Source organism: Pseudoalteromonas sp. APC 3224 (assembly GCF_030407535.1).
Taxonomy (GTDB): Bacteria; Pseudomonadota; Gammaproteobacteria; order Enterobacterales; family Alteromonadaceae; genus Pseudoalteromonas.
In genome coordinates, this window is sequence record NZ_JASDDF010000006.1 from 106,692 (window position 1) to 120,150 (window position 13,459).

Genomic DNA, 13,459 nt, shown 5'->3' on the forward strand with positions numbered 1-13,459 from the left:
AAAAAGCACCCTAAGGTGCTTTTTTAAGAGTGTTTTATAAAACACTCAGTGTATTGAATCAGCAAGCGCGGTAAAGCAATTACGGCATCAATACCTTAGGTATTAGTTCATACCGTATTTTTTTAGCTTTTTACGTAAAGTACCACGGTTGATACCTAGTAAAATTGCCGCACGAGTCTGGTTGCCACGTGTGTAAGTCATTACTTCTTCAAGCAATGGCGCTTCTAGCTCAGAAAGAACAAGGTCGTAAACGTCTTGCACATCTTGACCGTTAAGCTGTTTTAAGTAGTGGTGAACAGCTTTTTTTACTGCATCACGCAATGGCTGCGGTTTCTCGTGTGACTGAACATGAGGGTTTGTGATAAATGGAGAAGTCACGTTTTGTTCGAACATTATAAAGTCTCTTTCTTTCTTAGTTAGCTGCTAGTGTTTTAAAGTATTGCTCTAATGCGACGACCTGTTCCTCGAAATTGTCGAGCGCATTAAATACTCGCCTAAACTGACCGTCACTGTCATGGGTTTGCAAATACCAAGATACATGTTTGCGAGCGATTCGTGCTCCCATTGGCTCACCGTAAAACATATGGAGGTTGGTTAAATGCTCCATTAAAATACTGCGCACCTCTGCAATAGCAGGTGGCTGCATATGTTCACCAGTTCGCAAATAGTGGTCTATCTCCCTAAATATCCAAGGGCGACCTTGGGCGGCTCGACCAATCATGATGGCATCTGCACCCGTATAGTCCAAAACCTGCTTTGCTTTTTCAGGTGATGTAATATCACCATTAGCAACCACAGGTATCGACACTGAACGTTTTATATCCCTAATTGTGGCGTACTCAGCATCACCTTTGTACATACATGCGCGCGTGCGCCCATGTACAGCCAGTGATGCAATGCCATAACGTTCAGCTATTCTTGCAATCTCTACACCATTACGGTTGTCCTGATCCCATCCAGTACGGATTTTAAGTGTTACAGGTATATCAACCGCATTAACGACGGCATCAATAATCTCTTCCACGAGTTCTGGAAACTGTAATAAGGCTGAGCCTGCAAGTTTCTTGTTCACTTTTTTTGCTGGGCACCCCATATTGATATCTATGATCTGTGCACCGTTTGCAACATTGAATTGTGCGGCCTGTGCCATAAGCTCAGGGTCTGCTCCTGCAATTTGCACCGCACGTATACCCGACTCACCAGAATGATCCATTCGGTTCATCGACTTTTCGGTTTTCCAAACCTTCGGATTAGACGACAGCATTTCAGACACAGCAAGGCCAGCGCCTAAACGACGACATAACTGTCTAAATGGTCTGTCTGTTATGCCCGCCATAGGCGCGACAATGACATTATTCTCAAGTTGGTATGAACCGATACGCACGATATTCAATAGGCCTCTTTTCAAGGGGCGCTAAGTTTACGGCTTTTTGCGCAAAAATCAAAGGCTATAAATTGAACAAAAGTGACTTTTTTTTGCTCTTTTCGTATTGACATTTGATAACCGTATGACGAAGCGGTTTATTTGTGTGAATTTTGAACGGTCGTTGTTTTTATAATAAAAAATCTTTATTTTTTATTATGTAAAAAAATAGTAAAGCCTGTTAAATACAGGCTCTAGAAACGACTTTTGAGTTAATACTCTAAACTTTTAAAAACGCACTATTATGCTTTTTTAATGCCACTGACTCGGGTCCAGTCGCCTTCAATGGCAATCTCATCAAGTTCAATAAAGGGCGCATATATATCGGCAACCGATTTTGCTTGCTCTTCTAAAATGCCCGACATGGCAATTTTACCGCCTGGTTTTAATAAGCCTAAAATCACACTATGAAGCTCACGCAGAGGTTGCGCTAAAATATTTGCCACAACAATATCGGCTGTAAATTCAGGTTGGTTTTCTGGTAGATAAACTTCAAGCTTGTCAGCAACGCCATTACGGTTAGCGTTATCTAAGCTTGCTTCTAGCGCTTGCGGGTCAATGTCTATTCCTATCATGCGCTCTGCACCTAGTTTAATTGCTGCAATGCCTAATATGCCTGAACCACAACCAAAATCGACTACCGTTTTGCCGCTTAAGTCTTGGCTTTCAAGCCACTTTAAACACAGCGCGGTGGTGGCGTGCGTGCCAGTACCAAATGCAAGACCAGGATCAAGTAGCACATTGACTGCGTCTGGATCTGGAATATCGCGCCAGCTAGGGCAAATCCATAGTTTTTCGCCAAATTGAATAGGGTGGAAGTTATCCATCCACTCACGTTCCCAATCTTTGTCTTCGAGTTGCTCGATTTTGTAAACTAAATTGTCTTTGAGCTCATCATGGCGCTTTAATAACGCAACCACGGCGTTCATATCGTGATTAGCTTCGAACAGACCAATTACTGTGGTATCAGCCCAAAAAACGACTGTGCCAATTTTGGGTTCGTAAATAGGGGTGTCTTTAGCATCAATAAAAGTAACAGAAGCACTACCAGCTTCCATTAATAAGTCACTAACTGCATCTGCGGTTGCAGCATTGGCATTGATACGGATTTGGATCCAAGCCATGTTTATTTCCTTGAAATAGAAAAAAGGCCGCTACAGCGGCCTTTTGAGTTAACTCATAATGTAACGCTAGATTATTTAGCGTCTAAAAAGCTTTTCAGTAAATCAGAGCGAGAAGGGTGACGTAATTTACGTAGTGCCTTCGCTTCAATTTGACGAATACGCTCACGTGTTACATCAAACTGCTTACCTACTTCTTCTAACGTGTGGTCGGTATTCATATCAATACCAAAACGCATACGCAGTACTTTCGCTTCACGGGCAGTTAAGCCAGCGAGCACATCGTTAGTTGCGCCACGAAGAGACTCCATTGTTGCCGAATCGATAGGCGAATCAATAGTAGTATCTTCAATGAAGTCGCCTAAGTGCGAATCTTCATCATCACCAATTGGTGTTTCCATTGAAATTGGCTCTTTTGCAATCTTAAGTACCTTACGGATTTTATCCTCAGGCATCATCATGCGTTCAGCTAATTCTTCTGGATTTGGCTCACGACCCATTTCTTGTAACATTTGACGTGAAATACGGTTCAATTTATTGATCGTTTCAATCATATGTACTGGAATACGGATCGTTCTTGCTTGGTCAGCAATAGAGCGAGTAATTGCTTGGCGAATCCACCACGTAGCATAAGTAGAGAACTTATAACCACGACGGTATTCAAACTTATCAACCGCTTTCATCAAACCAATATTACCTTCTTGAATTAAATCCAAGAACTGTAAACCACGGTTGGTGTATTTTTTAGCGATTGAAATTACCAGACGTAAGTTCGCTTCTACCATCTCTTTTTTAGCACGGCGCGCTTTCGCTTCACCAATACTCATGCGACGGTTTATATCTTTAATACGTTCAATGCTTAAGCCAGTGCTTTCTTCCATTGAAGAAAGTTTGCTAATACAACGAAGTATTTCAGGCTTCACTTCTTCAAGTTTAGCTGAATGCTTTTCGTTAGCTGCAATTTCAATATCAAGCCATGCTGTGTCAGTTTCGTTGTTTGCAAAGTGCTTAACAAAGGTTTTCTTTGGAAGCTTTGAAACTTGTACTGCATGCTTCATGATAAGACGTTCTTGAACGCGAACTCGGTCCATCATTTCACGCATGTTATTAACCATGCGGTCAAATTGTTTAGGCACAAGTTTAAAGGTTCTGAACAACTCACCAATTTCTAAAATAGCGGCTTGAGATTCTGGATGAGAGCGACCTTTCTTATCGAATGTTTCACGTGCTTTAGTGTATAAATCACGTAAGTTTTCGAAATGGATGCGCGCTTCTTCAGGATCTGGACCTGTATCTACTTCTTCTTCGTCTTCATCATCGCTGTCATCATCATCGTCGCTGTCATCAAGCTGTTTTTCGCTTAATTCAGAACCAATGTTAGTGGCAGCAATTGGTGGTGCTTCGTCTGCATCAGGATCGAAAAAGCCAGAGATAATGTCGCTAAGGCGCATCTCTTCTGCTTCAAATTTATCCCACTGTTCAAGTAGGTAAGTGATCGCTTCTGGGTATTCAGCAACCGAAATCTGTACTTGGTTAATGCCTTCTTCAATACGTTTAGCGATAACAATTTCGCCTTCACGGGTAAGAAGTTCAACAGTACCCATTTCACGCATGTACATGCGAACAGGGTCTGTTGTACGGCCGATTTCTTTTTCTACAGTAGCAAGGGCTGCAGCGGCAGCTTCCGCTGCGTCTTCGTCTGTCGTGGTTTCTTGCATCATTAATTCATCAGCATCAGGCGCGTTTTCGCTAACCTTGATACCCATGTCATTAATCATGCTAATGATATCTTCTACTTGATCTGAGTCGATAATATCTTGTGGAAGGTGATCATTAACTTCTGCAAAAGTTAAGTAACCTTGCTCTTTACCTTTTTGAATCAGAAGTTTTAATTGTGACTGAGGAGTTGGATCCATAGAGATTGTTTCTTCCACTCTGATAAGTTGATACAACAGGCGCCATCATGGAGTTTGCTCAAAGGCTAACCAGAATAATGTGACGCAGTGAATAGCACAGTATAACAGCCTAAATCAAATCTGACTAGCTGTTCGTTGCTTTTAACGCTGTCATTAGCAAATGACATTCTAGTCGTTCATCGCTATTTAAGCCCTGTGTCTTGTCTTTTATTAATAGGGTCTCTAGTCGATAATTTAAACACTGATCTTCAATAAATTTAAAAGTATTTTGAAAAACAGTCTCTAAACGCTCTTCATTTATTTGATGTTGCCATGTCGCCAACTTAGTTAGTGGCTCATAGTCATCAGTATCTCTAAATGATTCGAGAATTTGTGCAGTGGTAATGCCATCTTTTTGTAACGCTTGATGTTGTAGGCGTAATAACAAGCCGATTCCTGCAATATTCATTTGTGCTAAATCAGGCAAGTAGGGCACGCTTTTCGCCAAATTAGGATGCTGAATTAAAATACCTATCGCTTGGCGCATGGGGGTAATTTTAAATTTGCGTTCAATTGCTTGCTGTTGTTTTGGCGTTTTTAAGTGATTATTAAGTTGCTCACGGGTGCGACCAATTAATCGGCCTAACTGCTCTAGGATATTTTCTTGATAGAACTCACTCGGGATCTTTTCAATTAATGGCAATGCTGCACTAAGTAGCTTAGCTTTACCGGAATCAAGTGTTAAATCAATCTCTTTACTTAGTTTATTAAACAGCACTTTAGTGAAGTCATCGGCGTTTTCAAGGCGTTGCTCAAAAGCCTCTTTACCTTCTTGTTGAACGAGTGAATCAGGGTCTTCACCATCGGGTAAAAATACAAAATGCAGTGCTTTGCCATCGTTTAAATAAAGAAGTGCGTTTTCCAGTGCGCGCCACGCGGCATCTTTACCTGCACGGTCACCGTCGTAGCAACAAATAACTTTGTCGGTGGTTCTAAATAAGGTGTGCATGTGCTCGCTGGTTGTCGCTGTACCGAGTGCGGCAACTGCGTATTCTATACCTTGTTCTGCCAGCGCTACTACGTCCATGTAACCTTCGACTATAAGTACATGATCGAGCTTTTTGTGTGCTTGCTTTGCTTCATAAAGGCCATAAAGCTCAAAGCCTTTGTGGAATATACGTGTTTCAGGAGAGTTTAAATATTTTGGCCCCTGATCTGCTTGCATTACACGGCCACCAAAAGCAATGACGCGACCGCGTTTATCACGGATAGGAAACATTAAACGATCACGGAAAAAATCGAATTGCTTACCTGGCGTTTTTTCAGATGCGAGCTTCAGCTCAACTAATTGCTCTTTTTGTTCTTGATTACGTCCAAGCTGTTGGCAGAGGCCTTCCCATTCGCTGGGCGCATAGCCCATCATAAACTTTTTAACTGTTGCGCCGCTTAAGCCGCGACCTTTTACATAGTCTATTACTGTTTCAGAATTACTATGATGTTTTAACTGGTGTTGATAAAAACGCGCTGCATGGAGCATTAAATCGTAGTCTGAACGTTTTTGTGCTGCGGTGCGTTCTGGGCCATTACTACTTCCTTGTTCGCGAGGAACATCTAGGTTAAGTAAACTGGCTAGCTCTTCAATTGCATCAACAAACTCAAGTTTGTCATATTCCATAACAAAAGAAATAGCATTGCCGTTAGCGCCACAGCCAAAGCAATGATAAAACTGTTTATCTTGCGATACAGTAAACGAAGGCGATTTTTCATTGTGAAAAGGACAGCAAGCTTGATAGTCTTTGCCCGCTTTTTTCAACCCTACCTTTGAGTCAATCAGGTCGACAATATCGGTTCGTGCCAATAAATCATCGATAAAGTTGCGTGGGATCTTTCCAGCCATTGTTTAAAGTACAGCCCTAAGGTAAATATAAAAGTGTTAAAAGCGAATTATAATACGCAGAGATTGGAACACAAATGCATATTTTTTTGAAGTGCTCTAAACGAAGAAACCGAGCTCAAGGCTCGGTTTACTTCAATCATACTTAATGTATGTGGGAGTATTAGGCAGTTAATCGTTGCTTAATTAAACCTGAGATTTTGCCCATATCGGCACGACCTTCGGCTTTGCTTTTGATTATACCCATTACTTTACCCATGTCTTGCATACCTGCTGCGTTAGTATCAGCAATAGCCGCGTCAATGAGAGCAATGATTTCTTCTTCACTCAATTGTTGAGGTAAAAAAGCTTCAAGTGCTGTAATCTCATTGGCTTCAATTTCAGCTAAATCATCACGCCCAGCATCTTTGTACTGAGTGTAAGAGTCGCGACGTTGTTTAACAAGCTTCACTATAACGGAGGTAATACCTGCGTCGTCTAGTGTTATTTGCTCGTCAATTTCACGTTGCTTGATTGCAGCAAGTACCATGCGAATAGGATTAAGACGTTGTTTGTCTTTAGCTCTCATCGCATCTTTTTGCGCATCTTTTAGCGTTATTAAAAGGCTCATTTATACAAGACCTAATATATTAGTATAATTTAACGCGACGAGCGTTATCACGAGAAAGTTTTTTCATGTGACGTTTAACAGCAGCTGCTTTTTTACGCTTACGCTCAGCTGTTGGTTTTTCATAGTGCTCGCGACGACGAACTTCTGAAAGGATACCTGCTTTTTCACATGAACGCTTGAAGCGACGAAGTGCTACGTCAAACGGTTCGTTCTCTCTTACTTTAATTACTGGCATTAAAAATTCACCTACCTAAATTATGAGCGTTGCTCAAGTTGATCAAACATTGATCAAGTGGTTCAAAAATGGTGCGGTATTGTAATCCGAAGCAACACCACATGTAAAGGATAATATTAACAGAAACCCGACCGCTAAAACAGTGTTAATTTATATGCCGTTGGTATAGCCTGCAAAAAACTTGCCCAGCTTTTTTCTCTTTTATTAACAACCAGTTACTAGGTGCTTTAAACGAGCTTAACTCCGTTTCTACTTCAACATATATTAGTGCGTCAGAGTCGAGCCATTGATTATTTTCTAATAAATCACAGCATGATTGGGCTAAATTTTTGCGAAATGGCGGGTCAATAAAAACTAAATTAAATGTGTCATTGGTGTTTTTGCTTTCAAGAAAGGTCAAAGTATTAGTATTAAGTACTTGTGCATTTTGTGCATTAAGAGTGGCAATATTTTGCGTTAGCTGTTTTGCTGCTAGCGGATCAAGCTCTAAAAATGTGGTGTTTTTAGCAAAGCGAGATAGCGCTTCAAATCCTAAACCACCAGAGCCGGCAAAGCAATCGAGAGTGCGTGCATCGCGGGTGTCGTGCATTAACCAATTGAATACCGTTTCTTTTATTCTGTCGGTTGTAGGGCGCAAGCCTTGAACGTCTTTTACTGGCAGTTTACGACCGCGAAATTGGCCGCTAATGATTCTAATAAAGCCATCGGCTGATTTATGGGTGGTGTTATTTTGTGTGTTTTTTTTTCTCATTTAACTCACTAAAAATTGGTATCTATGATCTAGCTCAGATAATATTGCAATCATATCACGGCGTGTCATTTTTCAACTGCGCTAAAAGTGTTACTATTATGCACCCTCGAGGATAACGTGTTGCTAAAAAGCAATTATTTAGGCTTAAAAGCACGCTATCATTATCGTTAGTTTATCAGATTTTTATAAGTGGTTATTAGCAAGTATGGCAAAAAAAAGTAAATTCATGTCGTGGCTCGGTTTTGGCAAGTCAGATAAAAAACAAGCAGAAGCTGATAAACAACAAGCATTAGCAAACGAGCAGGCAGAAAAAGCCGAACAGGAGCGCTTAGCAGCAGAGAAGGCCGAGGCAGAGCGTTTGCAAGCTGAAGCCGAACGTTTAGAACAAGCCCGAATTGCAGCTGAACAAGCTGAAGCAGAACGTTTAGCGCAAGAGCAAGCTGAAAAAGCCGAACAACAACGAATAGCTGCCGAAAAAGCAGAGACAGAGCGTTTAGAGCAAGAAAAACAGGCGCAAGCACAACGCGCTGCGGCAGCAGAAAAACAAGCGATTGAACAAGCTAACGCTGAGCTATTGGCTAAACAACAGGCAGATGCCGAGCAGCAAAGACAAGAGCAAGCTCAACGTTTAGCAGAGCAAGAAGCGCAAATGTTGTTAGAGCAAGAGACACAGGCGCAAGCACAACGCGCTGCGGCAGCAGAAAAACAAGCGATTGAACAAGCTAACGCTGAGCTATTAGCTAAACAACAGGCGGATGCAGAGCAGCAAAGACAAGAGCAAGCTAAACGTTTAGCTGAACAAGAAGCGAAAATGTTGTTAGAGCAAGAACGTATCGCGGCTGAACAAGCTGAAAATGAGCGTTTAGAACAACAGCGTATTGCAGCAGAGCAAGCTGAAAATGAGCGCTTAGAACAACAGCGTATTGCAGCAGAGCAAGCTGAGCATGAGCGTTTAGAGCAACAGCGCATTGCAGCAGAGCAAGCTGAAAATGAGCGCTTAGAACAACAGCGTATTGCAGCAGAAAAAGCTGAGAATGAGCGTTTAGAGCAACAGCGTATTGCAGCAGAACAAGCAGAGAGTGAGCGTTTAGAACAACAGCGTATTGCAGCAGAGCAAGCAGAGAGTGAGCGTTTAGAGCAACAGCGTATTGCAGCAGAGCAAGCAGAGAACGAACGTTTAGAGCAACAGCGTATTGCAGCTGAAGAAGAGGCTGAGCGTCTAGAGCAGCAGCGACTGACCGCAGAGCTTGCAGAGGAAGAGGCAAAAAAAGCGGAAAAACCTAAAAAAGAAGGCTTTTTCTCTCGTCTTAAAAAAGGCTTACTTAAAACTCGAGTTAATATTGGCTCTGGTTTCTCGTCAATTTTTAGCGGTAAAAAAATTGACGACGAGTTATTTGAAGAGCTAGAGACTCAGTTACTTACTGCTGATCTCGGTGTTGATACCACCATGAAGCTCATTGATAATTTAACTGATGCAGCCGATCGCAAGCAACTTAAAGATGGTGATGCGCTTTATGAGCTTATGAAGCAAGAAATGGCAACTATGCTAAAAACAGCAGAGCAGCCTTTAGAAATACCAGCAGATAAAAAACCTTTTGTTATTTTAATGGTAGGGGTAAACGGCGTAGGTAAAACCACCACCATTGGTAAAATGGCCAAGCAATTCCAAAATCAAGGTAAGTCGGTCATGCTTGCTGCCGGTGATACTTTTAGAGCTGCAGCGGTAGAGCAGCTTCAAGTATGGGGTGAACGCAACAGCATTCCGGTAATAGCTCAACATACAGGTGCTGATAGTGCATCGGTAGTATTTGATGCTTTTCAAGCTGCAAAAGCACGTAATGTCGATGTGTTAATTGCTGATACAGCAGGGCGCTTGCAAAATAAAGATAACTTAATGCAAGAGCTTGAAAAAATAGCCCGTGTAATGAAAAAAGTAGACCCTGATGCACCTCATGAAGTGATGCTGACTATTGATGCTGGTACAGGCCAAAATGCAATTAGCCAAGTAAACTTATTTAATCAATGTGTAGGTTTAACAGGTATCACATTATCAAAGCTTGATGGTACTGCTAAAGGTGGGGTTATTTTTGCCGTTGCCGATAAGTTTAATATTCCTATTCGTTACATTGGCGTAGGTGAAAGTATTGATGATTTACGTACCTTCAAGAGCGATGACTTTATTGACGCGCTATTTAGTCAAGATGAGGACGACGCTTAATTTACCAAAAGGGAGCCTGCTCCCTTTTTAATTGCGAGGAATACCATTTTATTTTAGAGCCTAAGGCTAACAATAAATTGGCAATAATAAAAAATGATAAATTTTCAGCAAGTAAGTAAAACCTATGCCGGTGGACACCGTGCGCTTGAAAAAGTGAACTTTCATATAAAGCCTGGCGAATTGGCCTTTCTAACTGGCCACAGTGGGGCTGGTAAAAGTACACTATTAAAGCTTATTAGCTTAATGGAACGTCCTTCTGCAGGAAACGTGTTTATTAATGGCGTGGATTTAAATAAATTAAATTCCCGTCAAATTCCGTATGCACGTCGCGACATTGGTATTATTTTTCAAAATCATCGATTATTAGAGCGATATACGGTATTTGATAACGTTGCTTTGCCCTTAATTATTGAAGGGACTCACCACAAGCAAATTGCCAAACGTGTGCATGGAGCGCTTGATAAAGTGGGCTTGTTAGATAAAGTGCGCTGTCACCCTTCTACACTTTCTGGTGGTGAACAACAACGAGTGGGGATTGCACGAGCCATCGTCAATTCGCCACCTATATTGCTAGCCGATGAACCTACCGGTAACTTAGACCCTGAATTATCAATGGAAATATTACGCCTGTTTGAAGACTTTAATAAACATGGCACCACGGTTGTAATTGCCACTCATGATTTGGGCTTAGTGTCACGGATGAAGTACCGCAGTTTAACGCTTCATGATGGACGAATGAGCCAAGATCCACTGGCTGAGGGTGTATTATGAGTTTACTGTTCAAAAGCCGTCAAAATAGTAATGATAAACAAAAAAAATCCGTATTCTCTGGCGGTTACTTTTTCATTATTAATATTTTTCGCCAAGGTGTGTACAGTCTTGGGGAAATGTGGCGAACGCCATTAGCCTCTATGATGACCATTGCTGTACTGGGTTTGAGTTTAACGTTGCCCGCAACGTTATACTTAGTGGTTAAAAATGTGCAGCAAGTGAGTAGTGGTTTTGAGCAAGCCAGCGAAATATCCTTGTTTGTAAAAGAGGATATGAGTGAGCAAGAAACGCAAACTTTAGTTAAACGCTTAGCGCTATATCCTGAAATACAAAGTGTGACTTTTATTTCTCGCACTGAGGCTTTGGATGAATTCAAAGAAATGTCTGGGTTTGGTCAGGCTTTAGAATACCTAGATAGTAACCCATTACCGAATGTGGTTTTAGTTACACCAACCCAGCGACATAGCCAACCTAATGCGGCTAAGCTATTGCTTAAAAAACTTGAAGGTGAACGCGAAGTTGACTTTGGTAAGCTTGATATTGCTTGGCTTGAGCGCCTAAATGCATTACTCAGTTTGTTAAAAGAAAGTGTAATTACGATTGCGCTATTATTACTTACCTCAGTGACGCTTATTATAGGCAACACAATTCGTTTATCTATTATGGATAAAAAAGAAGAAATACAGGTAATGAAGCTCGTAGGGGCAACTAATACCTTTATTCATGCCCCCTTTTTATGGACTGGCATTTGGTATGGCGTGATTGGCGGATTGTTTGCTTTTATTTGCGTAGCATTAATGATGTGGTGGCTATCTGCTGCGGTAAGCAGTGTTGCAGGGGTATATCAAACCAGCTTTACGCTAATAGGGCTTAGCCTTAATGAATTTGGCGCGTTGGTATTGTTGGCCACTAGCTTAGGCTTTATTGGTTCTTACTTATCGGTTAACCGTTACATCTCAGAAATAGAACCCGATAAGGTGTAGGGTCTGTTGACCTTTCAAAGTTAAATTTGCAGCAGTCTGTTTGGTACTTAGGCAAGGCAGAGCCTATGTGGTGTGGTTATTCCCCATAAATAGGCGATAACGCAGCATCAATGCCAAACAGGCGCTGCCCTTCGGGTTCTGTCTAGGGGCGATTTACTCTTTGTTGCTCGGTTTTGACTTAGCCCACTAGGTTACAAACCTCGCGCCGCGATTAAACCGCCCCTAGTTTGAACAAATTATAATCCGCAAAGGTCAACAGACCCTAATATAATTCTTAAAACTGTCATGTTTTAAGTTTAAAATAATAAAAAAGCCAAAGCAAAAAGGTTATTTTTGTTTTGGCTAAATCAATTCATAGGTTATTCAGTCGCCTAGCGTAGACTGACTTAACACTAAAAAAACCACTTGATTTATGATTCAAAAAAGTTTTAAATTCAAGTTAGCACTCTTACTAAAAGAGTGCTAAGATGGTTTCAAATGTTTATCACCGAGGTGAAAAATGAGTAAAGATTTATACGCAATGGCACTTACAGTTGGGCAACAAAGCGCAAGTATGGACGGCTACCTTCAAGCTGTTAGTACTATTCCTATGCTTAAAGTTGAGCAAGAGCAGGAACTTGCAAAAAGACTTCAGGAAGAAGGCGATCTTAGTGCTGCAAAGCAACTCATTATGTCGCATTTGCGCTTTGTAGCGCACATAGCTAAAAGCTACTCGGGCTACGGGTTACCTCAAGCTGATTTAATTCAAGAAGGTAACATCGGACTGATGAAAGCAGTAAAACGTTTTGACCCAACAGTGGGTGTACGTTTGGTTTCATTTGCCGTTCATTGGATTAAAGCCGAAATTCATGAGTTTGTGCTTAAGAACTGGCGTATCGTTAAAGTAGCGACAACCAAAGCACAACGTAAATTGTTTTTTAACTTACGTAAAAATAAAAAGCGTTTAGGTTGGTTTAACCAAGCTGAAGTGAGCACAGTAGCTAGCGAGCTAGGTGTGAGTGAAAAAGAAGTGCGTGAAATGGAATCGCGTATGAGCGGCCAAGACATGGGCTTTGATTTAACTGGCGACGATAATGATGACGCGCCAACTAGTACTTACTCACCGGTACAGTACTTAACCGATGGTTCTGCTGATTTAGCTGACGACATTGAACAGCAACAATGGCAAGAACAGTCACATACGCGTTTATTTAGCGCTTTGAAAACTCTCGATGAGCGTTCTCAAGATATTGTTAGTGCTCGTTGGTTGTCAGACGATAAAGCAACGCTGCAAGAGCTGGCTGAAAAATACAGCGTATCAGCAGAGCGTGTTCGCCAGCTGGAAAAAACAGCAATGAAAAAATTACAAAGCGCGATGAGTTAATCGCACTAAAAAACTGATTAAGCCCTGCATGAAAATGCGGGGCTTTTTTTTAACTAAAAAAGCTAACTAAAAAGGTTAATAGAAAGTATCGTTTTTCTTGTTCTGCTTACCTCTAGTCACATCTATGTATCTTTTAATTAAATATACGCTCTTTAAAATTAATGAATAAGTTTGGTTTTAATTTAAATACATGAT

General features: G+C 41.2%; 12 protein-coding genes. 4 read left to right on the top strand and 8 right to left on the bottom strand.

What is annotated here, in order from left to right; translation table 11 throughout:
• Positions 1-102: 102 nt before the first annotated feature.
• The 8 genes from fis to rsmD all read right to left on the bottom strand — a co-directional run bounded on the left by fis (position 103) and on the right by rsmD (position 7,929).
• Positions 103-393, bottom strand: coding sequence for a DNA-binding transcriptional regulator Fis (gene fis / locus QL989_RS04725; RefSeq protein WP_002957804.1), 291 nt, complete (start codon positions 391-393; stop codon positions 103-105).
• A gap of 19 nt (positions 394-412) precedes the next feature.
• Positions 413-1,384, bottom strand: coding sequence for a tRNA dihydrouridine synthase DusB (dusB, locus tag QL989_RS04730; protein ID WP_290168695.1), 972 nt, complete (start codon positions 1,382-1,384; stop codon positions 413-415).
• A gap of 281 nt (positions 1,385-1,665) precedes the next feature.
• Positions 1,666-2,547 carry a 50S ribosomal protein L11 methyltransferase gene (gene prmA, locus QL989_RS04735; protein WP_054202602.1) on the bottom strand — a complete coding sequence of 294 codons (882 nt, stop codon included), beginning with the start codon at positions 2,545-2,547 and terminating at the stop codon, positions 1,666-1,668.
• Between the two features lie 71 nt (positions 2,548-2,618).
• Positions 2,619-4,460 carry an RNA polymerase sigma factor RpoD gene (gene rpoD, locus QL989_RS04740; RefSeq protein WP_010391796.1) on the bottom strand — a complete coding sequence of 614 codons (1,842 nt, stop codon included), beginning with the start codon at positions 4,458-4,460 and terminating at the stop codon, positions 2,619-2,621.
• Between the two features lie 124 nt (positions 4,461-4,584).
• A complete protein-coding gene (dnaG, locus tag QL989_RS04745; protein ID WP_290168646.1) occupies positions 4,585-6,336 on the bottom strand; it encodes a DNA primase in 1,752 nt (583 codons plus the stop codon).
• Positions 6,337-6,496: 160 nt separating this feature from the next.
• Positions 6,497-6,943, bottom strand: coding sequence for a GatB/YqeY domain-containing protein (locus QL989_RS04750; protein WP_008114877.1), 447 nt, complete (start codon positions 6,941-6,943; stop codon positions 6,497-6,499).
• Between the two features lie 19 nt (positions 6,944-6,962).
• Positions 6,963-7,178 carry a 30S ribosomal protein S21 gene (gene rpsU / locus QL989_RS04755; RefSeq protein WP_002957797.1) on the bottom strand — a complete coding sequence of 72 codons (216 nt, stop codon included), beginning with the start codon at positions 7,176-7,178 and terminating at the stop codon, positions 6,963-6,965.
• Between the two features lie 145 nt (positions 7,179-7,323).
• Positions 7,324-7,929 carry a 16S rRNA (guanine(966)-N(2))-methyltransferase RsmD gene (rsmD, locus tag QL989_RS04760; protein ID WP_290168649.1) on the bottom strand — a complete coding sequence of 202 codons (606 nt, stop codon included), beginning with the start codon at positions 7,927-7,929 and terminating at the stop codon, positions 7,324-7,326.
• A gap of 205 nt (positions 7,930-8,134) precedes the next feature.
• On the opposite strand from rsmD, the gene ftsY reads away from it, so the two are divergent.
• The 4 genes from ftsY (at position 8,135) to rpoH (ending at position 13,264) form a co-directional block, all read left to right on the top strand.
• The gene (gene ftsY / locus QL989_RS04765) at positions 8,135-10,147 is read left to right on the top strand and encodes a signal recognition particle-docking protein FtsY (protein WP_290168651.1); all 2,013 of its coding nucleotides are present in this window, start codon (positions 8,135-8,137) and stop codon (positions 10,145-10,147) included.
• 93 nt (positions 10,148-10,240) lie between these two features.
• Positions 10,241-10,918 carry a cell division ATP-binding protein FtsE gene (gene ftsE, locus QL989_RS04770; protein ID WP_290168653.1) on the top strand — a complete coding sequence of 226 codons (678 nt, stop codon included), beginning with the start codon at positions 10,241-10,243 and terminating at the stop codon, positions 10,916-10,918.
• The gene (gene ftsX / locus QL989_RS04775; protein ID WP_028835596.1) at positions 10,915-11,901 is read left to right on the top strand and encodes a permease-like cell division protein FtsX; all 987 of its coding nucleotides are present in this window, start codon (positions 10,915-10,917) and stop codon (positions 11,899-11,901) included. The genes ftsE and ftsX overlap by 4 nt, the downstream gene beginning before the upstream one ends.
• A 499-nt stretch (positions 11,902-12,400) precedes the next feature.
• The gene (gene rpoH, locus QL989_RS04780; protein WP_290168656.1) at positions 12,401-13,264 is read left to right on the top strand and encodes an RNA polymerase sigma factor RpoH; all 864 of its coding nucleotides are present in this window, start codon (positions 12,401-12,403) and stop codon (positions 13,262-13,264) included.
• The last annotated feature ends 195 nt before the right edge of the window (positions 13,265-13,459 follow it).

Coding starts and splice junctions, on each gene's coding strand:
- fis (WP_002957804.1), bottom strand. CDS start 393: ATGTTCGAACAAAACGTGACTTCTCCATTTATCACAAACCCTCATGTT.
- prmA (WP_054202602.1), bottom strand. CDS start 2,547: ATGGCTTGGATCCAAATCCGTATCAATGCCAATGCTGCAACCGCAGAT.
- rpoD (WP_010391796.1), bottom strand. CDS start 4,460: ATGGATCCAACTCCTCAGTCACAATTAAAACTTCTGATTCAAAAAGGT.
- dnaG (WP_290168646.1), bottom strand. CDS start 6,336: ATGGCTGGAAAGATCCCACGCAACTTTATCGATGATTTATTGGCACGA.
- QL989_RS04750 (WP_008114877.1), bottom strand. CDS start 6,943: ATGAGCCTTTTAATAACGCTAAAAGATGCGCAAAAAGATGCGATGAGA.
- rpsU (WP_002957797.1), bottom strand. CDS start 7,178: ATGCCAGTAATTAAAGTAAGAGAGAACGAACCGTTTGACGTAGCACTT.
- rsmD (WP_290168649.1), bottom strand. CDS start 7,929: ATGAGAAAAAAAAACACACAAAATAACACCACCCATAAATCAGCCGAT.
- ftsY (WP_290168651.1), top strand. CDS start 8,135: ATGGCAAAAAAAAGTAAATTCATGTCGTGGCTCGGTTTTGGCAAGTCA.
- ftsE (WP_290168653.1), top strand. CDS start 10,241: ATGATAAATTTTCAGCAAGTAAGTAAAACCTATGCCGGTGGACACCGT.
- ftsX (WP_028835596.1), top strand. CDS start 10,915: ATGAGTTTACTGTTCAAAAGCCGTCAAAATAGTAATGATAAACAAAAA.
- rpoH (WP_290168656.1), top strand. CDS start 12,401: ATGAGTAAAGATTTATACGCAATGGCACTTACAGTTGGGCAACAAAGC.